The 23,409-nt window shown below is 36.1% G+C and carries 23 protein-coding genes; 16 read left to right on the top strand and 7 right to left on the bottom strand.

The features are described from left to right. Window positions 1–114 precede the first annotated feature (114 nt). On the top strand, window positions 115–837 hold the full coding sequence (locus tag PL77_RS19500) for a hypothetical protein (protein WP_044209133.1): 723 nt from the start codon (window positions 115–117) through the stop codon (window positions 835–837). Window positions 838–987: 150 nt separating this feature from the next. On the opposite strand, the gene PL77_RS19495 is transcribed toward PL77_RS19500, so the two are convergent. From PL77_RS19495 to PL77_RS19485, 3 genes are all read right to left on the bottom strand, one after another. Continuing rightward, window positions 988–1,848 (bottom strand): lysophospholipid acyltransferase family protein, encoded by an 861-nt coding sequence (locus tag PL77_RS19495; protein ID WP_044209130.1) that lies wholly within the window; start codon window positions 1,846–1,848, stop codon window positions 988–990. A gap of 378 nt (window positions 1,849–2,226) precedes the next feature. Continuing rightward, entirely contained in the window at window positions 2,227–2,733 is a 507-nt protein-coding gene (locus tag PL77_RS19490; protein ID WP_044209128.1) for a hypothetical protein, read from the bottom strand. 49 nt (window positions 2,734–2,782) lie between these two features. Next, window positions 2,783–3,904, bottom strand: coding sequence for a TRAP transporter substrate-binding protein (locus PL77_RS19485; RefSeq protein WP_044209127.1), 1,122 nt, complete (start codon window positions 3,902–3,904; stop codon window positions 2,783–2,785). Window positions 3,905–4,212: 308 nt separating this feature from the next. Here PL77_RS19485 and rplC point away from each other — a divergent pair, with 308 nt between their 5' ends. From rplC to PL77_RS19415, 14 genes are all read left to right on the top strand, one after another. Then, a complete protein-coding gene (gene rplC / locus PL77_RS19480) occupies window positions 4,213–4,833 on the top strand; it encodes a 50S ribosomal protein L3 (protein WP_044209126.1) in 621 nt (206 codons plus the stop codon). A gap of 7 nt (window positions 4,834–4,840) precedes the next feature. Further along, the gene (gene rplD, locus PL77_RS19475; RefSeq protein WP_044209124.1) at window positions 4,841–5,458 is read left to right on the top strand and encodes a 50S ribosomal protein L4; all 618 of its coding nucleotides are present in this window, start codon (window positions 4,841–4,843) and stop codon (window positions 5,456–5,458) included. A 12-nt stretch (window positions 5,459–5,470) separates the two neighbouring features. Next, window positions 5,471–5,758, top strand: coding sequence for a 50S ribosomal protein L23 (gene rplW, locus PL77_RS19470; RefSeq protein ID WP_044209122.1), 288 nt, complete (start codon window positions 5,471–5,473; stop codon window positions 5,756–5,758). A 141-nt stretch (window positions 5,759–5,899) separates the two neighbouring features. Next, on the top strand, window positions 5,900–6,724 hold the full coding sequence (gene rplB / locus PL77_RS19465) for a 50S ribosomal protein L2 (protein ID WP_044209120.1): 825 nt from the start codon (window positions 5,900–5,902) through the stop codon (window positions 6,722–6,724). Window positions 6,725–6,732: 8 nt separating this feature from the next. Continuing rightward, window positions 6,733–7,011, top strand: a complete 279-nt coding sequence (gene rpsS, locus PL77_RS19460) for a 30S ribosomal protein S19 (RefSeq protein ID WP_044209118.1) — start codon at window positions 6,733–6,735, stop codon at window positions 7,009–7,011. Further along, the gene (rplV, locus tag PL77_RS19455) at window positions 7,011–7,412 is read left to right on the top strand and encodes a 50S ribosomal protein L22 (RefSeq protein WP_044209116.1); all 402 of its coding nucleotides are present in this window, start codon (window positions 7,011–7,013) and stop codon (window positions 7,410–7,412) included. The genes rpsS and rplV overlap by 1 nt, the downstream gene beginning before the upstream one ends. 14 nt (window positions 7,413–7,426) lie before the next feature. Next, entirely contained in the window at window positions 7,427–8,212 is a 786-nt protein-coding gene (gene rpsC, locus PL77_RS19450; RefSeq protein WP_044209114.1) for a 30S ribosomal protein S3, read from the top strand. Between the two features lie 789 nt (window positions 8,213–9,001). After that, window positions 9,002–10,402: a sodium-dependent transporter gene (locus PL77_RS19445; RefSeq protein ID WP_044209113.1), complete on the top strand. Its 1,401-nt coding sequence runs from the start codon at window positions 9,002–9,004 to the stop codon at window positions 10,400–10,402. Window positions 10,403–10,691: 289 nt separating this feature from the next. Further along, a complete protein-coding gene (locus tag PL77_RS19440; protein ID WP_044209111.1) occupies window positions 10,692–12,095 on the top strand; it encodes a sodium-dependent transporter in 1,404 nt (467 codons plus the stop codon). 243 nt (window positions 12,096–12,338) lie between these two features. After that, window positions 12,339–13,790, top strand: coding sequence for a carbon starvation protein A (locus tag PL77_RS19435; RefSeq protein WP_044209109.1), 1,452 nt, complete (start codon window positions 12,339–12,341; stop codon window positions 13,788–13,790). 192 nt (window positions 13,791–13,982) lie between these two features. Then, complete coding sequence (locus PL77_RS19430; protein WP_044209107.1) at window positions 13,983–15,527, top strand: glycine--tRNA ligase; 1,545 nt, start codon at window positions 13,983–13,985, stop codon at window positions 15,525–15,527. A 71-nt stretch (window positions 15,528–15,598) separates the two neighbouring features. Further along, a complete protein-coding gene (locus PL77_RS32415; protein WP_052444566.1) occupies window positions 15,599–16,267 on the top strand; it encodes a glycoside hydrolase family 73 protein in 669 nt (222 codons plus the stop codon). A gap of 77 nt (window positions 16,268–16,344) precedes the next feature. Beyond that, window positions 16,345–17,469, top strand: a complete 1,125-nt coding sequence (locus PL77_RS19420; RefSeq protein WP_044209104.1) for a ComEA family DNA-binding protein — start codon at window positions 16,345–16,347, stop codon at window positions 17,467–17,469. A gap of 10 nt (window positions 17,470–17,479) precedes the next feature. After that, window positions 17,480–18,439, top strand: a complete 960-nt coding sequence (locus PL77_RS19415; protein WP_052444565.1) for a M20/M25/M40 family metallo-hydrolase — start codon at window positions 17,480–17,482, stop codon at window positions 18,437–18,439. A gap of 1,107 nt (window positions 18,440–19,546) precedes the next feature. On the opposite strand, the gene PL77_RS19410 is transcribed toward PL77_RS19415, so the two are convergent. Beyond that, window positions 19,547–20,245, bottom strand: a complete 699-nt coding sequence (locus PL77_RS19410; protein ID WP_044209101.1) for an SAM-dependent methyltransferase — start codon at window positions 20,243–20,245, stop codon at window positions 19,547–19,549. Window positions 20,246–20,394: 149 nt separating this feature from the next. On the opposite strand from PL77_RS19410, the gene PL77_RS19405 reads away from it, so the two are divergent. Next, a complete protein-coding gene (locus PL77_RS19405; protein ID WP_156152440.1) occupies window positions 20,395–21,534 on the top strand; it encodes a Na/Pi symporter in 1,140 nt (379 codons plus the stop codon). On the opposite strand, the gene PL77_RS19400 is transcribed toward PL77_RS19405, so the two are convergent. From PL77_RS19400 to PL77_RS19390, 3 genes are read right to left on the bottom strand one after another with little or no spacing between them, the layout of a single operon-like run. Continuing rightward, on the bottom strand, window positions 21,531–21,752 hold the full coding sequence (locus PL77_RS19400) for a hypothetical protein (RefSeq protein ID WP_044209098.1): 222 nt from the start codon (window positions 21,750–21,752) through the stop codon (window positions 21,531–21,533). The two genes, PL77_RS19405 and PL77_RS19400, sit on opposite strands and share 4 nt — an antisense overlap. Continuing rightward, window positions 21,743–22,558, bottom strand: coding sequence for a hypothetical protein (locus PL77_RS19395; protein ID WP_044209096.1), 816 nt, complete (start codon window positions 22,556–22,558; stop codon window positions 21,743–21,745). The genes PL77_RS19400 and PL77_RS19395 overlap by 10 nt, the downstream gene beginning before the upstream one ends. Next, window positions 22,534–23,337, bottom strand: coding sequence for a sulfite exporter TauE/SafE family protein (locus PL77_RS19390; protein WP_044209094.1), 804 nt, complete (start codon window positions 23,335–23,337; stop codon window positions 22,534–22,536). Before PL77_RS19390 ends, PL77_RS19395 begins: the two co-directional genes overlap by 25 nt. Window positions 23,338–23,409 lie beyond the last annotated feature (72 nt).

The following is a 23,409-nucleotide window of genomic DNA, read 5'->3' as shown; positions in this document are numbered from 1 at the left end:
GTTGACTAACCTTTTTTTGTGTTTAATAATTTTTTAGATTACAACCAACAAACTATTTTAAGCTCTAACTTGAATCTCTGGAGTTGAGCTATTCATAAAGACTAAATTAAAATCATGCTTAGTAAACTATTGTATTATACTACTAAACTCTTTTGGGCAACGACTCTACTTTTAGGTATTATTTCTTGTTCAGAAGATGAGACTATTTTTAGTCTCGATGATACTTATGAATCATCAAAAATCGAACACTCTAATATTAGATTATTCACAACTAGTGGAGAAGTTATTGAAAATTCAGTGAAATTGAGCTTCATTGAAAGGTATAAAGAGTATGTTGGTGGAACAGCTTTCTTAGAAGAAGATGTATTGGATGTAGATGATACCCAATCTTCGAAAATTTCATTTCAAGATGATAAAATCAAAATGGAAACAGTGTTAACTTCTTCAAACTATACATATACAATGGAAGATGATCTCATAAGGGTTTCTACTGGCGATACACTGTCTTACATCAAAGAGAGAAATAATGAAGTTCAGGCTAATATTGAATACTATAAACCATTATATGAAGAGATGACTATAATATCTGGTGGCTTGAATTTATCAAATACTATGGTACGGTTTTCTGAAGAGAGGTACATCAATATTTATGGTGGAGTTTTAAGAGCTCCTTTATTGACTTATTTACTAGTACAGGAGTATGAAGGGTCTTTTAGTCGCAGTATATATAGAGTCACTAATCTGAATAATAAATTGAATGAAAGTGTTTATGAACACTTAGGTACTAAAGATACATTACTAGTACAGCAAAATTGGTTGATTTATGATGTACTTTGAATAAGTTATGTCCTTTGTCATCCTTTAAAAAGCAAAATGTGAATAACTTTTTGAATTCTACTTTATATATTCAAAAAGTTATTCACATTTTATGTGTTTATACACACGAATTGTTTTTAAATGTTTACAAGCCTAAGAAGCTATAATACATTAAGCAGATAGCTTCCAACGTTTGTGGCTCCATAACCATAAGTCTGGCTGTAACTTGATATTCTGCTCCAATATTTTTGAATACTTTTCAACAACAGAAAACTTCTCAGAACTCTTAGGAGAGGAATCTAAAAGCACAAATTCTGTTTTATAAACACCTCTTTTGACTTTAGTACATTTTGGGTAAACCACTGCACAATCACTTTTCTTTGAAATGGCATCAGCACCAACAAGAAAAGCTGTTTTTTGATGTAGGAAGTCAGTCCAATACTTCGTAGAGTTCCAAGCAGGACATTGGTCACCAATCAAAAGGTTAAAGGTTAATTTCTTTTCAGCCTTTAGTTTCATAAGGGTTTTGTATCCTTTTTGAGAAGGAATACAAAGGACACCTAATCTTCCTCTGATGATCTGCATCAGTTCATCGAAATATTTATTCGATAAAGGTTGGTAAAAGGCTGTTACCTTGTGATCTGATAGGTATTGAGGGAAAAATGCTTGCCATTCCCAATTACCGAGGTGTGCAGAATAAAGTAAGATACTTTTATCTTGTTGAAATAATTCTTTTATCAATTCAGGGTTCTGTAATTGAAATCTCTTTTGAATACCTTTCTTATTCATGGTTAGTGTTTTTACACTTTCAAAAGCGAGATCACAGAAGTGATGATAGAATTTCTTCTCAATTTTGAGTAGTTCTGTTTTCGATTTCTCTGGAAATGCCTTTTGGAGGTTTTCCGATACTACATCTCTTCTATATTTTATGAACTTATATATAATTACATAAGTAATGTCAGATAGAATATACAATATTTGTATTGGTACGATGGACAGTAGATAAAATGGAAAAAATTTGATTTTCTTCATGACTAGATGTTAGATCGTAAAAAAGTTTGTACACATTTATTAAACTAAGAGACGTTTAATGACTGTCTCTAGAAGTGAGACACTTAATACGCTATTTTCCCCTATCATTGTCCTTTAAAAAATTTAGAGTATTTGATTTAGGTTGAAATAAAATAGCGACAATAAATCAGCTACATGAGGATTGATGATTAGTTTATTTATGAAATGTAACTGAATGATCAAAAAAATAGATCTATGATACTGAGGGCAAATTTACTCAATGATCTATAATAAATTATTAAGATATGATGAATACTTTGGAATTATATTGTTAATAAAGAAGGGAATGCAGTTAAAGTACTACATTCCCTTTTTCTATATCTTGTTTCAGAATGAGGATTAATTCTCATTCCACATGTCAAATGAATAGACTGTGTCGTCTAATTTCAATGTTCCGTCATTAAATTCAGTAACGAATTTCACGATTGCTTCCTCTGTTATTGAAGTCACATTTAAACATACATCTAAAGGAATACCATCCTCGTCTGCATCTTCAGGTCTTTCTTCAATAAACTCAGCTACATCATACTCATCTGATTTTGCTAATTCAGCAGAAATTTCTTCTAATGCTTCGATGTGTGGCCCATCCATAACATCAAAATCAGCACCTTTGAACTTAGGATTTTCGTCAATCACTAATTGAGTAGCCTCTTCATGTATTTTTGCAAAATACTCCATCTCAAGTGTGTATAAGAATGCGTCATACACTACTTCTTTTCCGTCTTTAGAACCTAAAAACTGGAACTGCACTTGACTTTCGTCGTTGTCTTCTGGAGCAGTAAAAACAAAAGGTTTACCCGTTTTCTGGATCAGACCTTTAACTTTTGAAATTAACTTTGTGTTCATCTATGAGAATCAATGTTTTATATGCTGCAAAGGTAAAAGAAATTCTCAACTAAAGGTAAGGTTGCATGGCATCTGTTGAAATTATTGACCATTGTTTAATTTTTTTCTTGAAGTCGAAGAAGCTTTGTGCCACTTTTTGAGCAAATTCATCACTTTGTATTAACTCTTCCATGGAATCATCAGCATGTTTTTTAAGGGATTTCATTACGTCATCAGGGAAGGGAAGGATTTCATTTTTATTTTCAGCTCTGATTTTCTCTAGGTATTCTGCATTGTACTTTTCAAACTCTGACATCATGATGCCATTGTGTTTTAGTGAAACCGATCGGATTAATTCTTGAAGGTCTTCCGGAAGTTCATCATATGCCTTTTTATTACAAACCAACTCTAAAGTCGCAGAAGGTTCATGCCAGCCGGGGTAGTAATAATACTTTGCTATTTTATGGAAGCCCATTAAATAATCATGATAAGGACCGATCCATTCTGTAGCGTCAATTACTCCTCTTTCTAAGTTGGTGTAGATTTCCCCTCCAGGAACAGTGACAGAAGTGCCCCCCGCTTTAGTGAATACTTTTCCTCCTAAACCAGGAATTCTCATTTTGATTCCTTCCAAATCTTCAGTTGTCTCTAATTTCTTATTGAACCAACCACCCATTTGTGTTCCTGTGTTGCCACAAGGGAAAGGTTCTAATCCTATACTATTATATAACTCCTTCCAAAGTTCGTTTCCACCACCATATAATAGCCACGCATTATGTTCTCTTGTACTCATTCCAAACGGAACGGCCGTAAAGAAGATAGAAGCTGGAATTTTACCAGCCCAATAATAAGCGGCACCATGCATCATTTGTGCACCACCGAGCTGTACAGCATCAAAAGATTCCAAGGCAGGTACCAATTCACCTCCGCCATATACCTTTATATTAAGCCTTCCGTTGGAAAGGTCTCTTAATTCATTCGCAAGATTGACCACACTTTCACCAAGAATAGGAAAGTTAGGAGGCCATACGGTTACACATCTCCAATTATAGACTTTGTTGGATTTTTTTTCTTTAATTTTTTGATCCTTAGAAGAAGTCGCACAAGAAGAAATAAGGGAAGTAGAAAGTGCCGCTCCGCTGAGTGCGGTCATATTTTTAATGAAATCTCGTCTGTTGTTGTTTTTTGCCATAGTAAATCGTCCAAAAAAGTATCAATCTAGCCTTTAAAAGGAAAAAATATACGGTAAGTTAATGCATCTGTTAATAAAAGCTTCCTATCTCACTGTTTTTTAGCTATATATGAATAAAAATTTGTGTTGTTATAAATTCTTCTTACCTTTGCAAGCCGTTTGGAAGCTGTACTATGTCGTAACAGCTCTAATTTGAGGCACTAAAAGAAGGACCAGACGGGGAGTTCAAGCAGTGTTTCGGATTAAATGAGTTGGATGTTTATGAGCTGACAATCAGGTTATTTATTAATTTAATTAAGTAAAATACAATGCCAGGACTTATTGCAAAAAAAGTCGGTATGACTAGTATTTTTGATGAAAACGGCAAGAACATCGCTTGTACGTTGATTCAAACTGGTCCTAACGTTGTGACTCAGGTTAAGACGGTAGAAACTGATGGCTATACAGCTATTCAAGTAGGCTTCGACGAGAAAAAGGAGAAGCGCACGTCCGCTGCTATGAAAGGTCACTTCTCAAAAGCGAGTACAACGCCAAAGCGTAAAGTAATTGAATTCCGTAACCCAGTTATGGAGCGTCAATTAGGAGACGAGCTTAAAATGGAAGAAATCTTCTCAGAAGGTGAATTCGTTGACGTAGTTGGTACATCAAAAGGTAAAGGTTTCCAAGGTGTAGTTAAAAGACACAACTTCGGTGGAGTTGGACAAGCTACTCACGGTCAGCATAACCGTTTGAGAGCACCAGGTGCGATTGGTGCATGTGCTACTCCATCACGTGTATTCAAAGGTCTTCGTATGGCTGGACGTACTGGTGGAAAGCGCGTTAAAGTGATGAACTTACGTGTTATGAAAATGTACCCAGAAGATGGTTTAATCCTTCTTTCAGGTGCAATTCCAGGTGCTAAAAATTCTTACGTAATCCTTGAAAAGTAATCAGTAGATGGAAATCGCAGTATTGAACTCAAAAGGCGTTGAGACTGGTAAGGTAACTTTACCAGAAGCGGTATTTGGTATCGAGCCAAATGATCACGCTATCTATCTTGACGTAAAAGCGTATTTGGCGGCTCAACGTCAAGGTACGCATAAAGCAAAAGAGCGTGCGGAGATCGTAGGATCTACTCGTAAGCTTAAAAAACAAAAAGGTACTGGTACAGCTCGTTCGGGTTCTATCAAGTCACCTGTTTTCAGAGGTGGTGGACGTATCTTCGGACCACGCCCAAGAGACTACCGTCAATCTCTTAACAGAAAAGTTAAGCAATTGGCGCGTCGTTCAGCGTTATCTTACAAAGCTAAAGAAGCTAATGTAACTGTTTTAGAAGCATTATCATTTGATGCTCCTCAAACTAAAGCTTACAAAGAAGTTTTAGCTAACTTGAAATTCTCTGACGTAAAAACTCTTTACGTTGTAGCGTCTCAAAACGATAACGTTTACAAGTCTTCAAGAAACTTGCCTAAAGCAAATGTTGTAGTTGTTGATTCATTAAACACTTACGACATCTTGCACGCAGACCAGTTAATTCTTGCTGACGACGCAGTTGAAAAATTATCAAACCTCTAAGCCCCTATTAAGATGCAAGTATTGGTAAAACCTATCTTGACAGAAAAGGCAGCTTTAGCTCACGAGAACGGTGTTTACACTTTCAAAGTGGCAAAAGGTGCTAATAAGGTTCAGATCAAACAAGCTGTTGAGGCGAAGTATGGTGTTAACGTAGAAGCAGTTCGTACTGCAATTCTACCAGGTAAATCTAAAACTCGTTACACAAAAGCAGCTGTAATTAGCGGTCATACTTCATCGTACAAAAAAGCGATGGTACAAGTAGCTGAGGGTGAGATTATCGACATCTACGAAGGTCTTTAAGATCTGAATAAAAAAATTAAAAATATTGTTCGGAGCTCATTCGGGCTCCGGATATTTATTAAGTTTAACCAAATTTGTTGTCTATAGTATCTAGGAAAACCTATCTAGAGACTGTAAAAGCAAATTACGAAAGTTTGTAAAATGGCTGTTAAAAAGTTAAAGCCCATCACTCCGGGACAGCGATTCAGAGTCGCTCCTACTTTCGAGGAAATCACGAAAAGTACACCAGAAAAGTCACTGACAGTTGGTAAGCACCGTACAGGTGGTCGTAACAACTCAGGTAAAATGACTGTTCGTAACGTAGGTGGTGGTCACAAGCGTAGATTACGTTCGATCGACTTCAAACGTAACAAGCATGGTGTTCCAGGTATCGTGAAATCTATCGAGTACGATCCAAACCGTACTGCTCGTATTGCCTTAATCTACTATGTAGATGGTGCTAAAACGTATATCGTAGCTCCAGAAGGATTACAAGTTGGACAGACTATCTTGTCTGGTTCAGGTGTAGCTCCTGATTTAGGTAATGCACTTCCATTGTCTGAGATTCCTGTAGGTTCAATCATCCACAACGTGGAGTTGAAGCCTGGTAAAGGTGCAGCGATGGTACGTTCTGCTGGTGCTTACGCACAATTATTAGGACGTACAGGTAAGTATGCTACACTTAAATTACCTTCAGGCGAGACTAGATTAGTACTTATCGAGTGCTACGCTACAATCGGAACTGTTTCTAACGGCGATCACATGAACGTTCGTTTAGGTAAAGCAGGTAGAAAGCGTTGGTTAGGTCGTAGACCACGTGTTAGAGGTGTTGCAATGAACCCAGTTGATCACCCTATGGGTGGTGGTGAAGGTAAATCTTCAGGAGGACACCCTCGCTCACGTACTGGTGTTTACGCTAAAGGTCAAAAGACACGTAACGCTAAGAAGTATTCTAGCAAGCTGATCGTTTCAAGAAGGAAAAAGTAATTTAAGTCATGGCAAGATCGCTAAAGAAAGGACCTTATATTGATTTTCGTTTAGTAAAGAAAATCGAGGCGACTAATGAGTCTGGTAAAAAAGCAGTAATCAAAACTTGGTCGCGTAGATCAATGATTTCTCCAGATTTCATCGGTCATACATTTGCTGTACACAATGGTAACAAATTCATCCCTGTTTATGTAACTGAAAACATGGTAGGTCATAAATTAGGTGAATTCGCTCCAACACGTACTTACAAGGGTCATATCAATAAAAAAGATAAAGGCAGAAAATAATGGAAGCAGTAGCAAAACTTAATAATTGCCCTATCGCTCCACGCAAGATGATGCTTGTAGCGGACGCAGTAAGAGGTGTGCAAGTTATTGATGCACTGAATACACTCCGTTATGCGCAAAAAGCTGGTGCTCCTCTAGTAGAAAAGTTAATTCTTTCTGCAGTGGCAAACTGGGAAAACAAAAACCCTGACGAGTCTGTTGAAGATGCAGATTTATATGTGAAATCAATCTTTGTAACTGGTGGACGTCAATTAAAGCGTTTCCGTCCAGCTCCACAAGGACGTGCTCACAGAATCCGTAAGCGTTCTAACCACGTAACAGTGGTAGTAGACGCTCGTAGCACAAGCCTTATCGACGTAGTCGCTGAGGATACAACAGAATCAAACGAGTCAGATAACTAAAATAAGTTTTTCCCATGGGACAAAAGATAAATCCAATTGGTCTTCGTTTAGGCTATATCAGAGGATGGGAATCTAGCTGGTATGGTGGAAAAGATTTCTCTGACAAATTAGTAGAGGATAACAAGATCAGAAAATATATCGCAGTTCGTTTACCGAACCCTCGTGCGGGTATCTCACGTGTAGTTATCGAGCGTACTATCAAGCGCGTTACGTTAACTATTCACACGGCTCGTCCAGGTGTAGTAATCGGTAAAGCAGGTGCTGAGGTAGACAAAATCAAAGAAGAGTTGAAGCGTTTAACTGGTAAAGATGTTCAAATCAACATCTCTGAAGTTAAGCGTCCTGAGACTGATGCAAAATTAATCGGTGAGTCAATCGCTCAACAATTGAAAAGCCGTGTATCTTACCGTCGTGCGATGAAGCAAGCAATTGCTAACGCTGTTCGTCACGGTGCGCAAGGTATCAAAGTAAAGCTTTCTGGTCGTTTGGGTGGTGCTGAAATGGCTCGTACTGAACTTTACAAAGAAGGTCGTATTCCATTGCATACATTGCGTGCGGATATCGATTATGCTTTATCTGAAGCTCTTACTGTATATGGTATCATTGGTATCAAAGTTTGGGTATTCAAAGGTGAAGTTTTAGGTAAGAGAGACCTTTCTCCTCAAGCTGAAACTGGACGTCGTGACAACCGTAGAGGTGGTAACGATAGAAAGCGTGGCGGAAACGATCGTCGTAGAGGCGGACGTGGAGGCAGAAAAGGTGGTGGAAACAAAGGTGGCGGAAACGCTCCAAAAGCATAACACCTAGATAACCTTATCTAAGCCGACAGGTGGACCCAAGTAATCCAATTAGGATTGCTTGGGTCTTTATTTTTATATGGATTTTGGTATTCTGTAGAGGCGTAGCCTGTTACGTTAAAAGTACTGTAAGTTGTCGTCACCTTTCAACCGACATTTCTACAAGCTTTTATGTTCTACTTTCAAACTTCCTTCTTCTTCATTTTTCCATCGATGAAAAACGAAGCAAAAAATCTAGGCTTCGAAGTCAAAAGCTAAATTCCATTCCTCTCGCCTAAATGATTTTAAACTCGCTTTGCTCAAACAAGAAAATCATTTTTAACGGCTCAATCCATAAAATTCTTAACGCTTTTCCCTTCAAGGCCGGAAAATACCACCCAACTAATTGAGTAGGCAATCTCCTTTCAGACCTTCACTAATAGGACTACGTGCCTACAATAGAACAATTGCTTTATCTCTTAATCAGGCATAATATTGAATTTTTTGTACTGTATTAAGGTAATTCAATTTGAAAATCATATCTTTCCAACTTCAATTAATACACTCTCAAACAATTATTACATCTTAAAGAATAGTATACTACTGTCTGAAATTTAATTTTAAATAATAGCTTTTTTAAAAAATATTATTTTGACTTTTTTGAAATAATTTATTCATCATCAGATAAGTATTAAATAAATCCATATAAAAATGAATAATTAGAACATAACAATGTATCCTTGCAAGAAAGTTATAGACTAAACAATTTCATTGATTGATTTACACTATTCGTATTCTATTATTTAAACGATTATGGCTAATATCCAAGAAAGCAGTCGAGGAGGCTTTTCAAACAAACTAGGTTTCGTTTTAGCGGCAGCAGGTTCAGCAGTTGGACTAGGAAATATATGGAAATTCCCTTTTGAAGTAAGTGATGGAGGTGGAGGTGCCTTTGTGGTAATGTACCTTGCATTTTGTTTTATGCTGTGCTTTCCTGTGATGATGGCAGAGATTGCATTGGGCCGTAAGACGAATAAAAACGCAGTAGGTGCATTTGCTGAAAACGGGCATAAGAAATGGGCTCCAATAGGAATTTTAGCCGTATTAAGTGGCTCTTTGATTTTGTCTTTTTATAATGTTGTTGCTGGATGGGCATTGGGCTATGCTTGGGAAATGTTCTCAGGTAACTTTTCTGTAGGACAACATTTTGGTGAATTTGTTGGAAATTGGCATATCAATATGGCTACCTCTACAGCCTTTATGTTTGTAACGATTTTTATTGTTGCCAAAGGTGTATCGGGTGGTATTGAAAAAGCATCAAAAATATTAATGCCTTCTTTATTGTTCTTAATCTTAGCTTTAATGACGTATTCATTGACGCAAGAAGGAGCCATGGAAGGAGTGAAGTTTTATCTGATTCCAGATTTTAGTGAAATCACTTTTGAAACGGCTTATGGAGCAATGGGACAAGCCTTTTTCTCATTGTCATTAGGTATGGGTGCCTTGATCACTTATGGTAGTTACGTTGGAAAAAGAGATAATATGGTGTCGGCTACATCTATGATTTTATTAGCGGATGTAGGTATTGCCTTTATTGCAGGTCTGATGATGTTCTCATTTATTTTCTCTCAAGGTCTTCAAGGACAAGGTGGAGGTGCCGGCTTGATTTTTACAGTATTGCCAGGTGCATTTGAGTCGATCGGGCCAGTATTGGGTAGAATCATTGGAGGTTTCTTCTTTGTTTTATTATCATTTGCTGCTTTAACTTCTACGGTATCACTATTAGAAGTTCCTGTATCTTATGTAGTGGATGAGTTTGAAGTAAGAAGAAATAGAGCGGTATGGATTGTAGGGTTTGTGATTTTCCTTTTTGGCGTACCTTCTATGTTGGGTAATGGAACCGTAGATTTCTTTACAAATTTTGTACACTATCATGGTGCAGAAAAAGCAGTGAACTTTATGGACTTTATTGAAGATCTAGCATCAGATACTTTCCTACCATTAGGTGGATTCCTTGTGGCGGTTTATACAGCTTATGTTTGGAGAGGAGATAAATTTAAAGAGGAAGTTGAGAAAGGAAATCCAGAGTTTGGAAACTCTCTAATGGGGAAGTATACCATTTTCGCATTGAAGTTCTTAGCTCCATTAATTTTGGGTTCAATTACGATTGTAACCATTTTATCGAAGTTTTTTGGGATACACCTTATTGGTTAATTCTATTATTATATAGATTAGAAAGGAGGAATAGGTCAGAGCGATGTATTCCTCTTTTTTTATTCAGTTAAGAAGATTATTTCGTAAAAATACAGTGTCGCAAACTTTTAAGGATATTCAACATAACAAGTGATAATATTTTAATTGTGATACACTAATTTATTGGCCCATAAACATATAAGTGCATATATTGCGGTTTGATTTACTACGTCTTCAACACTATTTGTACGAGGATACTACAATGAGCTCATTGTAAACTAAAATTATCAGACTCAACTTTTAAAATTATATGGCGGGGATAAAAGACAGCAGCCGAGGAGGATTTTCTAATAAGATTGGATTTGTACTAGCCGCAGCGGGGTCAGCTGTAGGACTAGGTAATATATGGAAATTTCCATTTGAAGTAAGCGATGGAGGCGGAGGAGCTTTCGTTGTGATGTATTTAGCGTTTTGCTTTATGCTTTGCTTTCCAGTAATGATGGCAGAGGTGGCAATCGGACGAAAAACCAATAAAAATGCAGTAGGAGCCTTTACTGAAAATGGTCATAAAGCATGGTCAGCATTGGGCAAATTAGGTGTACTTACAGGGATATTAATCCTTTCGTTTTATAACGTAGTAGCCGGTTGGGCATTAGGTTTTGCCATCGAGATGTTTGCCGGAAACTTTGAGCTAGGCCAGAACTTTGGAGCCTTTATCGGAAACTGGCAATTGAACTTAGTGTTCTCTTCTATTTTCATGGTGGTAACAATTTATATTGTAGCCAAAGGTGTATCAGGTGGTATTGAGAAAGCATCAAAGATTTTAATGCCTTCTTTATTGATCCTTATCTTATCATTAATGGCGTATTCATTGACGCAAGAAGGAGCAATAGACGGTGTGATTTATTATCTCGTACCGGACTTTAATGCCATTACTTTCGAAACAGCTTATGGTGCAATGGGGCAAGCCTTTTTCTCATTATCATTGGGTATGGGTGCCTTGATTACTTACGGTAGTTATGTTGGTAAGAAGGACAATATTGTAACTTCTACTACTATGATCTTATTGACAGACGTAGGTATTGCCTTTATTGCTGGCTTGATGATGTTTGCTTTTGTATTTTCTCAAGGGTTGCAAGGACAAGGTGGAGGAGCCGGTCTTATCTTTACGGTATTGCCAGGTGCGTTTGAATCTATTGGTCCAGTATTGGGTAGAGTGATTGGAGGTTTCTTCTTTGTATTATTATCCTTTGCCGCTTTAACTTCAACCGTTTCATTATTAGAAGTGCCAGTTGCTTATGTAGTGGATGAATACGAAGTAAGAAGAGAAAGAACAGTTTGGATTGTAGGTTTAGGTATTTTCCTTTTAGGTATCCCATCTATGCTAGGTAATGGTACAGTACCTTTCTTTACAGAATTTGTACAATACTCAAGCTCAGAAAACCCTGTATCTTTTATGGACTTCATTGAAGATATGGCATCGGATACCTTCTTACCTTTAGGTGGATTCTTGATTTCTGTTTATACCGCTTGGGTATGGAGAGGAGACAACTTTAAGAAAGAAGTAGAGATTGGTAATCCAGGATTTGGTGATTCATTAATTGGAAAGTATACTATTTTCGCATTAAAATATTTAGCACCATTTATTTTAGGTTCTATTACAGTAATTACGATTTTATCTAAATTCTTTGGAATCCATATTTTGGGTGCGTAAGTCTTAGTACTTAAGTCAAAAGAATTGATTTATAGATATAAAAACTTTGAAGTGATCTCATCATGGTCATTTCAAAGTTTTTCTTTTTTGTAGCAATAGTGAATGAACCTCTCTTACCTATTGATGTATCTATTAGTACATTAACCTCTCAATTCGAGTACTTATTTAAAATAAAAAGTGCAAATGTGCCTTCTAGAGAATAAATTGCATATCAACTTTTTAATCTTCTAAAAACTAGATGAAATGATTTCCTTCCTACTAAGTATTATTACTTTAATCGTAGCCTATTTTGTTTACGGAAAATATGTCGAAAAACAATTTGGTGCTGATCCTTCATTAGAAACACCCGCCATTACAAAACAAGATGGAGTGGACTATGTGCCCATGAAGTTGGGTAAGATCTTTTTGATTCAGTTCTTGAATATTGCGGGTTTGGGGCCAATTTTTGGAGCAATCGCGGGAGCACTTTGGGGACCGGTAGCTTTCTTGTGGATTGTCTTCGGATGTATTGTTGCAGGAGCAGTGCACGATTATTTTTCAGGAATGTTGGCAATTCGTCATGGTGGAGCAAGTATTCCAGAAATTGTAGGAAAATACTTAGGGAATGGAGTGAAGCAGTTTATGAGAGTTTTCTCTGTGATTTTATTGCTTTTAGTTGGAGTTGTTTTTGTGAAAGGACCAGCCACTATTTTAAATGGGCTGACGGGAGTTGATGTGACTATTTTGATTACAGTAATCTTCTTATATTATTTGTTGGCGACGATGATTCCTATTGATAAATTGATTGGTAAGATCTATCCATTGTTTGGACTGTCACTTTTAGTGATGGCAGTAGGATTGTTTGGGGCATTAATGATAGAAGATTATACAATTCCAGAATTGTCAGTGGCCAACTTACATAATATGCAGGCTGATCCTGATAAGTACCCCATCTTTCCATTATTATTTATCACTATTGCCTGTGGAGCAATTTCAGGCTTTCATTCCACTCAATCACCATTAATGGCTCGTTGTATTTCTAATGAAAAGGATGGCAAAGTAATCTTTTTCGGAACAATGATTACAGAAGGAATTGTGGCGTTGATTTGGGCTGCAGTAGCAATGGCATTTTTTGGAGGAGTAAGAGAGTTGGGAGATACAATGGCAATAGAAGGTCATAATGCTGCTTGGGTAGTGAATACAATTTCATCTACAATGCTAGGTAAAGTAGGTGGATTTATGGCGGTGTTGGGTGTAGTAGCGGCACCGATTACTTCCGGTGATACGGCCTTCCGTAGCGTTCGTTTAACAATTGCAGATTCATTTAAATTCAATCAAGATAAATTAGTAAAACGATTAATGGTCACTATCCCAATTTTTATTGCTGGGGTGGCGTTGACGCAGATCAATTTTGGTGTGATTTGGAGATATTTCGGGTGGTCTAATCAAGTATTGGCTACGATTGTTTTATGGACAATTGTAAAGTATTTGATGGATCAAAAGAAGATCTATTGGTATGTCATTGCACCTGCATTCTTTATGACATCAGTGGTCGTCACTTATATATTGGTAGCCCCTGAAGGTTTTGGTTTGGATTATACTTTTTCTGTGGCGGTTGGAGTAATTACAGGGTTGCTGGTAACAGCTGGATTCGTTTATTTCGATTATCAGAATAAGAAGAAAAATAAAGAGCAAAAAGTGAGTACAATGGCTTAGTTGTGAATGACTTTTAACGCTTAAAATAAGCTCATAAAGAAAGGGTTTGCATATTTATTTGTTCATGAACAATAAATTCAAACTCTTTTTTTATGGATTTCAGAAAAATTAGGATGATATATTGAAGAATGAATGGTTTAATGGTTCTGATTTGCTAATTTTGGGGCTGAATTTTTGAACAGATCATTGAAAATGGCAAAGCAAGACAAAGAAAATATGTTCCAAAAAGTTGTCTCTCACGCAAAAGAGTACGGCTTTGTATTTCCTTCATCGGAAATTTATGGTGGACTTCAAGCAGTATATGATTACGGATCGAATGGTGTTGAGTTAAGAAACAACATTAAGAAGTATTGGTGGGCATCTATGGTACAAATGCACGAGAATATCGTGGGTATCGATGCTTCTATTTTCATGGACCCTAAAGTCTGGAAAGCTTCTGGCCACGTTGATGCGTTCAATGATCCATTGGTTGATAACAAAGACTCTAAAAAGAGATATAGAGCAGACGTTCTTATTGAAGATTTAATGGCTAAATATCAAGCTAAAATCGAAAAAGAAGTAACAAAAGCTCAAAAGAAATTTGGTGACGCGTTTGACAAGGAGCAATTCTTGGCTACGAATCCAAACGTTCTTAGAAACCAGAAGAAAATCGACGAAATCGAAGCGAAATTCAAACAAGCTTTAGAGGACGAAGATATGGAAGGATTAAAGGCGATCATTGAAGAAAACAATATCGTTTGTCCTATCTCTGGTACTTGTAACTGGACGGATGTTCGTCAGTTTAACCTTATGTTCTCTACTGAACTAGGTGCTGTGGCTGGTGACTCTAACAAAATCTACCTTCGTCCTGAAACGGCACAAGGTATTTTTGTGAACTTCTTGAACGTAATGAATACTTCAAGACAACGTCCTCCATTCGGTATCGCTCAAATTGGTAAAGCATTCCGTAATGAGATCGTTGCACGTCAGTTTATCTTCAGAATGCGTGAATTCGAGCAAATGGAGATGCAATTCTTTATTCAGCCAGGTACAGAAATGAAATGGTATGAATACTGGAAAGAGCAACGTATGAAATTCCATACAGTTGTAGGTAATCCTGACAATTATGTATTCCATGATCACTTAAAAACAGCACACTATGCTAACGCCGCTGTTGATATTGAGTTTAAATTCCCATTCGGTCAAAAAGAATTAGAAGGAATTCACTCACGTACTGATTTTGACTTGAGTGCTCACCAAGAGTTATCAAGCAAAAAATTACAGTACTTTGATCATGAGTTAGGGAAAAACGTTGTTCCTTACGTATTGGAAACTTCAGTAGGTTTGGACCGTATGTTCTTATCGATCTTGACAGGTGCTTACACTGAAGAAGAGGTGGAAGGTAAAGCAAGAACATTCTTGAAACTTCACCCTGCTTTAGCCCCAATCAAAGCGGCGGTATTCCCATTGACAAAGAAAGATGGTTTACCAGAAAAAGCAAGAGAAGCAATGAACGAAATCAAGTTCGATCACAACGTTTCTTACGAAGAGAAAGATGCTATTGGTAAGCGTTACACTCGTCAAGACTTAATCGGTACTCCTTACTGTATCACTGTAGATCACCAAACATTGGAGGACAACACAGTAACAGTTCGTGAAAGAGATACAATGGACCAATTCCGTCTTCCGATTAGCGAATTGAAGCAATTCTTAGACGAGAAATGTTCGTTAACAAGTTTATTAAAGCAATTGCTTTAATAGATAAATATTAATACATTGAAGCTCAAGTTTAATTTTAGACTTGAGCTTTTTTTTATTTTATTTTTTGAATGAGAACATCTAAATTTTTTATCCCAGCTTGTGCCGCTGTTTTCTTATTTTTTACGTCATGTGCAAGTTTGAGTCAATACACTTACTCTAATAGAGTAGAAAAGAGAAATAAAAAGCTTTTGGCAGAGAATGGAGGTAATGCGAATAATAATTACGTTCCTGATACTAAAAATGAAACGGCAAAAGCCAAGAAAGGAGTAGAGGATAAAATTCCTCCTGGTAAGAAGCTAACGGTACAGGAATATATTGATATGTATAGTCCCTACGCTATAGAGTCTATGCATAAGAAAAAAGTCCCTGCAAGCATTACTTTGTCTCAAGGGTTATTAGAGTCTGGAGTTGGAAATAGTAAACTCTCAAGAGCTACTAATAATCATTTTGGAATTAAGTGTGGCGGTAATTGGAATGGAGATTCTTACCGCTATGATGATGATAGACCTAATGAGTGTTTCAGAGTATATAACTCTGTATTGGATTCTTATGAAGATCATGGTGATTTCTTAAGAACAAGATCTTGGTATGCTCCATTATTCAATTTAAAGATAACAGATTATAAAGGTTGGGCTAGAGGATTAAAAAAGGCAGGGTATGCCACAGATCCAAAGTATCCTTCCAAATTGATAGATATAATTGAAAAGTATCGATTATACGAGTACGATATCAAGTAATAGAACAGGCATGTCTGAACATAAATTTTCAGACATGCTTCCATACTTAATGATTCATCAATAACTAACTATTCAGCATGAAAAGTCAATGGTTGAAAGACCTCTCTCATCAGTTTTCTTCAAACAGAAGGGAAATTGCTAGCCTTCTTATTCTCATTCCATTTGTTTTTATAGTTCTCTATTCTCATCAGATTTATTCTTATCTATTCCCCGGTGACGCTGAAGTAGCTTCTCATAAAATTGAAGTTCATTTCTTAGATAAAGAACATGAAAAAAATGACTTTTCATTATTAGGGCAAGTGAACCCAAATCATCTTAAAGTAAAAGACTGGATGAAGCTTCATTTCTCAGAAGAAATAGCCAATCGAATTGTTAATTATAGATTAAAGGGAGGACACTTTTATTCCAAATATGATCTTTATGCGATTTATAACATTGATAAAAGTAAAGTGGATGAACTTCTTCCGTATCTAATTTTCCCCAAAAAGAAGGTTTATGAGAAGAAATTTTCAAATGTCTCTTCCTCAACTTCTTTCGCAACAATGAGAAAGAAAAAAAGTAAAGCATTAGCATTACAAAAGTTTGATCCTAACACTGTTGAAGAACATTCTTTAATTGCAATGAATCTTTCTCCTTACTTTATCAAAAGCTTGATTAATTATAGAGCGAAGGGTGGTAAGTTTTATAAAGCAGAGGATGTATCAAAACTTTACGGTGTTGATTCGTCATTATATTATGTCATCAAAGACTATATCTCTATAGAAAACATAGAACAGAAAGCTGTTGTTGTTGAAAAACTACTAAGGATAAACCTGAATACTGCCAGCCTAGATCAATTGAAACAACTAAAGGGGATTGGTAATGTGAAAGCTCAAAAAATTCTGGAGCATAAGAAAAGGTTAGGAGGAAGTTTTTATCAAAAAGAACAGTTGAAAGAAGTGTATGGTATTGATTCTTTATTGTTTGAGTCAGTATCTTCTCAGGTGTTTGTTGTTCCAGAAGATTTAAAGAAAATTCCCATTAATACTGCTACTTATGAGCAACTCGCTACGCATCCTTATTTGAGCTATAAGCAAGCAAGATGGATTATAAAATACCGAGAACAGCATGGAAAATATGAAGATATTGAGGATTTATTGAAAATAAAGATGATTAAATTAAAAGATATAGAAAATATTCTTCCATATTTATCCTTCCGATAAATGATTTTTTATGTCCGCTTTTAGAGTATTTCTATCTTTAACCATATTTTCAATCACTTCGATTTGTTTTGCACAAGAATCAAGAATTAATTCGGTCTCTTTATTAACAACTACCAGAGTTTTGTCATCTGATGCTTTCGAAGGTAGGAAAACGGATACTAAAGGAGGACGAATGGCTCGTGATTTTATTGTCGATAAGTTTAAAGAAATAGGTTTAAAACCTTTAGATTCTTCATATGTTCAGACTTTTCAGTTTTATTATAGACTGTATAATGTAAAACCTACAGGACATAATATCATAGGTTATTTAGAAGGTACAGAAATTAAAGATCCTCATCAAGGGTGTATTGTAGTTGGTGCACATTATGATCATTTAGGAGTTTACGCAGGAGATATTTACAATGGGGCAGATGATAACGCATCAGGCGTGGCAGCTTTATTGGAAATAGCAACAGAACTAAAACTTAATCCCGCTTCACTTCCTATTGTATTTATATCATTTGATGCTGAAGAAATGCGATGTGCTGGATCCAATTATTTTGTCAATAGTGGCTTGCTTCCTAAAGCATCAATACATCTTTTTGTTAATATGGATATGATTTCTAAAAGCGATGAGGAGAAGTTATTTGTTACAGGAACTAACTTTTACCCAGAGTATAAAAAATACATTAATGCTACTTTAGAATATTGCGATCTTTCTATCAAATATGGGCATGATCGAAAAAGAGATGATGGATTGAATAATTGGGTATTTCTTTCAGATCATGGAGAATTTCATAAGAAGGGGATACCTTTTATTTATTTCGGAGTCGAAGAGCATGAACATTATCACCGACCTACCGATACTTTTGATAATATCAATATTGGCTTTTTTGTAGAAGCAAGTAATGTCGTATTATCTTTCGTACAAAGTGTCGCAAATAAAAAAAGCCTCCTAAAAGAATCTAGGAAGCTTAAATTAAAGCTGTAAGGGAAGGATTCGAACCTTCACGGAGCACTTAGCCTCTTGACAAATCGTGTGTGCATCGCACGTGTAGTGGTCAACCCATTACCAAGTGTTTATCGTAAACTCTCCACCCCCGAGACAGGAGGGCATGTCTGCCAGTTTCATCACCTTACAGTGTATTTCAAAAGTTATGCTCAACGTCGTTACGTTAAGAATTGCTGTAAGGGAAGGATTCGAACCTTCACGGAGTACTTAGCCTCTTGACAAATCGTGTATGCATCGCACGTTTAGTGGTCAACCCATTACCAAGCGTTTATTGTGAACCTCCACCCCCGAGACAGGAGGGCATGTCTGCCAGTTTCATCACCTTACAGTGTATTTCAAAAGTTATGCTCAACGTCGTTACGTTAAGAATTGCTGTAAGGGAAGGATTCGAACCTTCACGGAGTACTTAGCCTCTTGACAAATCGTGTATGCATCGCACGTTTAGTGGTCAACCCATTACCAAGCGTTTATTGTGAACCTCCACCCCCGAGACAGGAGGGCATGTCTGCCAGTTTCATCACCTTACAGTGTATTTCAAAAGTTATGCTCAACGTCGTTACGTTAAGAATTGCTGTAAGGGAAGGATTCGAACCTTCACGGAGTACTTAGCCTCTTGACAAATCGTGTATGCATCGCACGTTTAGTGGTCAACCCATTACCAAGCGTTTATTGTGAACCTCCACCCCCGAGACAGGAGGGCATGTCTGCCAGTTTCATCACCTTACAGTATTATTTCAATTTTTTTGAAGGGTTTTTGCGATTCGTTTAATCTATTTCCCTTTTCGTTGATACAAAGTAAGAGAATATTAATTTTAAATACAAACTTTTCAATAAAATAATTTATTATTTATGATAATGGTAAAAATAAAGCTTCATATTTAACGATTTCGTAATTCACTAGTCTTATTTTAAGTGTTAATTAGTGAATTATTAAAACAGGAAATTGAGGCATAAAAAAAAGCTTCCAAATTCAATTGAAAGCTTATAAATATTGTAATGAAATAATCAGAATAATATTATTCTGATAACATTCAGTATTAATTCATGATAATTATAGTAGTATGGAACTATCCTTATTTATCATAATTATGCCTGAAGGATGAAAATAGTCGGTTTTTTATGGATATCCACCTTTTTAGATTTCCACTCTTTCAGGGTGAATGTTTTAATATATTCATCTTCTGCTTGTATGTTGGAAGCAACGCAAAGTTTTGTGTTGGGATTTAAGTGCTCACAAAGGTCTTCTAGCATCGCTGTATTTCTAAATGGAGTCTCCATGAAAATCTGAGCTTGATAGAATTTAGTTGACTCAGTTTCCAATCTTCTAAGTGCTTTGATTTTTTCAGTTTTTTGAATTGGCATATAACCATGAAAGGCAAATTTTTGACCGCTCAATCCAGAAGCCATTAGGGCAAGTAAAATAGAGGACGGACCCACCAATGGTTTTACCTTGATTTTATTTTGATGTGCATACTGAACGGCTAATGCACCAGGATCTGCAACACCTGGGCAACCTGCTTCAGAAATTACTCCAATATTTTCACCTTTAGGAACATTCTTGAATAAGCTTTTAACCTGTTCTGGTTTTGTCTTTTTGTCTAAAATCTGAAAATGAAGATCTTGTACTGTAATACCCTCAATTTTCCAACCACCAATAAACCGGCGTGCCGTTCTTAGGTCTTCTACAAGATAGTATTTTGTACTTTTTATGGCCGCTTGGGTTTCAGGGGGTAAAACATCGTATCGATCGGCGGCAAGCAAACTTGGTATTAGATATAAAAACACAAGAAAAATGGTTTAAATGGTAAGAAAATTGATGTTTAACTGATTACTCTAAATAAATATTAATTCATTTTTTATTAATATTACAGAGAGTAGTTACAACACTTCTTTTATTAATTTTACAAACTTACGAAATAGACTAGGTTTTATACTTGAAACAGGCAATAAATAATATAGACTTGGAGAATGTTGATTATAGAGTTATAGCAAAGAAGACGATATTTGTGATTTGTGCGTTCTACTTGATGTTCATTTCATTTGGAACAATGAAATTTGCTTTCACTCTTTTAGGAACAGGGTTAGCGGAAGAATTAGTAGCAGTAGAGCATAATCCATTTATCTATTTTTTTATAGGCCTTTTAGGGGCGGCAGTTTTTCAGAGCAGTTCGGCAGTTACCGCTATAGTAGTAGGAGCAGTTGGATTAGGGAAATTGTCATTAGACGACGCTGTTTTTATTGTAATGGGGGCTAACATTGGTACTACTGTGACGAGTACTATTGTGGCATTGAGTTATATAGATGATAAAAGTATTTTCATGAGAGCACTTTCAGGAGCAGCTCTGCATGATTTCTTCAATATATTTGTGGCCTTAATTTTCTTGCCGTTAGAGCTATCAACCGGATTTTTGTCTAACTTATCACAATCTATTGCAAGTAATTTCTTTAAACAAGATCTCTCAATAGCGAATACTAATACTCGTTTTGAGGGTTTAAATATAGGTATAGATCAAATCAGTCACCTTCTTTTTGATTCTCTTACGGATTATCCATGGGCTATTTTAGGGATATCAGTTCTTATGTTAATTGTTTCTCTGAAGTTAATTGGAGGAATGACCAAAGAAGTTTTTATCAACAATTCTCAAGTACAATCTGTTAATGCACTTTTTAAAAATGATGCAGTGAGTTTATTCTCTGGGATATCTCTTACCGCTATTGTACAGTCAAGTTCTATTACATCATCTCTTATTGTTCCTTTGACAGCAAGTAAAAAAATTACGCTTCCAAGAGCTTATATGTTTATTATGGGGGCAAACGTTGGTACAACTATTACCGCTTTATTTGCAGCACTAGCCACGGGTACAGAATTTGGTGTTGAGATTGCACTGACACACGTCCTTTTTAATGTATTGGGGGTAATCATTTTTACTACTGTACCAACTTTGAAAAGAGTTCCAGTATGGTACGCTGGTAAGTTAGGCTTTTTTGCTGCGAAGGAAAGAATTTTTGGGTTTGTATACTTGTTTCTTCTCTTCTTTGTATTACCATTTATATTAGTTTGGTTGAATACTTAATTCACCTTATCGCTATTGATGAATTTTCTTCTGATACTTTTATACATGATTAAATTAAGACCAATTGTCATGAAAACAGTATCAGTAATAGTTCTACTCCACTCTTTTGAATCGTTTTGGTAGTGAGTGAGTGGTAACCAAAAAATAAAACCTAGCCCTAAGACAAGAAACCATTTATAAACCTTTACCCTCCAAGCTTTTTGATTTTTTAATTCCATATTTCAGCTTCTTCTTTAGAGTAAGTGTACTTTATAGGTTTTTCTTTCATGCTGTTTGACTTCCCTTTTGTAGTTCTTTGAGGAATATCTTTGAAGTGAGGGGCAAAACGATGCTTCTGAACAAACTTATAAGAGTTTTTACCATGACCTTTGCCGTAATACATCTTTGTGAGGGTAAGCTGTTGCTTCACTTTTATATAGTTAGGTTTAAAGTTTGCGGCTTGTCTTGCAATTCTTCGATTTCTTGAACGGTCGATAACAACATACCCTTTATAGTGTGCGGCTTTTTTACCTACTCTTCTTCCTTTATTTTTTTCAACAACTACATATCCTCCTTTGTAGCTGGCTGCAGCTTTATTAATTCTTTTTCCTTTATTTCTTTCTACAATTACATACCCTTTATGGTTTGCAACTGTTTTATTCATCTTTTTTCCTTTATTCTTATCAATCGTTACTTCTACAGCATTACCAAGCTTTTTCTTGTTGTTTTTGGTTTTTTGTTTTGCAGAAGTCGCATTGATATAAGGTTTGAATTTTTTCATGTCTTTAGAGACATTTTTACGAGCATTGTCAGACAGTCTTACATCAGAATCAACCTTGCCCGCTGTTTTCATGTTACGTTTAGATCGCTGTTTATCTAATGGCGTATTAGTTACCTTTTTCTGCTTGTCTAGGTATTCCTCATAAGTATTTATTTCCTCTTCTTTTTCTTTCTTTTGAGCACTAGCGTCATTCAATGCGAATAGTACGAAAAAAGCGAAAAAGAGTACGGAAAGTTTTTTTATTGAAAACAATTGATGAGCCATGTTGTTAGATGAAACATTTTTAATATTGAGATAACAACCATAGATACTAGAAGCCATTTAATGAAAGTATTGGCTTTTTCAGATCCTGATGCAAACTTACCTGCAAACCATGTGCCTATCACCTGACCTATAGCTAATAAGATAGCGGCTATCCATACTACTTGTCCTTTTAGAAGAAAAACTATAAATACAGGAAGAGTGTAAGTGGCAATAATTAGCATTTTGATTGCATTAGCTCTAATCAACGTCATTTTTCCCAATTTTGAAACTCCCACCAAAATCATGATTCCAATCCCTGCTTGAACAAACCCGCCATAAAACCCAATCGCAAAGAAAATAATATTATCTCTCCAGTATTGAAACTTAGGTTTTTGGCCAACTTTCATAGCAAATGTTTGAGAGGATTCTCCTCCTTTAAAGATCGGTATGAGCATCAGTACCATCAAAGTACCAATAACATATTGTAAAGTTTCTTCATCTATATCAGCTACAGTAAGTGCTCCAAATACAGCACCTATAAGTGATGGAATGAGGTATTTAAGAGAAGAGGGAATATCAAGAAGTTTATTTTTATGAAAAGTATAGGCACCTGTGAAGTTTTGAAATAGTATTCCTAATCTGTTTGTACCGTTGGCTATGCCTACAGGCATCCCTAAAAACATCAATAAAGATAATGTAAACAATGACCCTCCACCCGCAAGTGTATTAACTATACCTGCAACAATTCCCGTAATAATGTAGGCAATGATTGATGTGTATTCCAGTAAGTGAGGATCCATGGATAGTTTTTAGGGTAATTTCTCTTTTTTCACATGAGTTAAGTAAGTTCTCCACCTAAAAGTTAACTATAT

The sequence above is a fragment of the Flammeovirga sp. OC4 genome (assembly GCF_000812565.1).
GTDB lineage: Bacteria > Bacteroidota > Bacteroidia > Cytophagales > Flammeovirgaceae > Flammeovirga.
The sequence above is the reverse complement of the archived record's forward strand: the minus strand, read 5'-3'. Positions and strand labels throughout refer to the sequence as shown.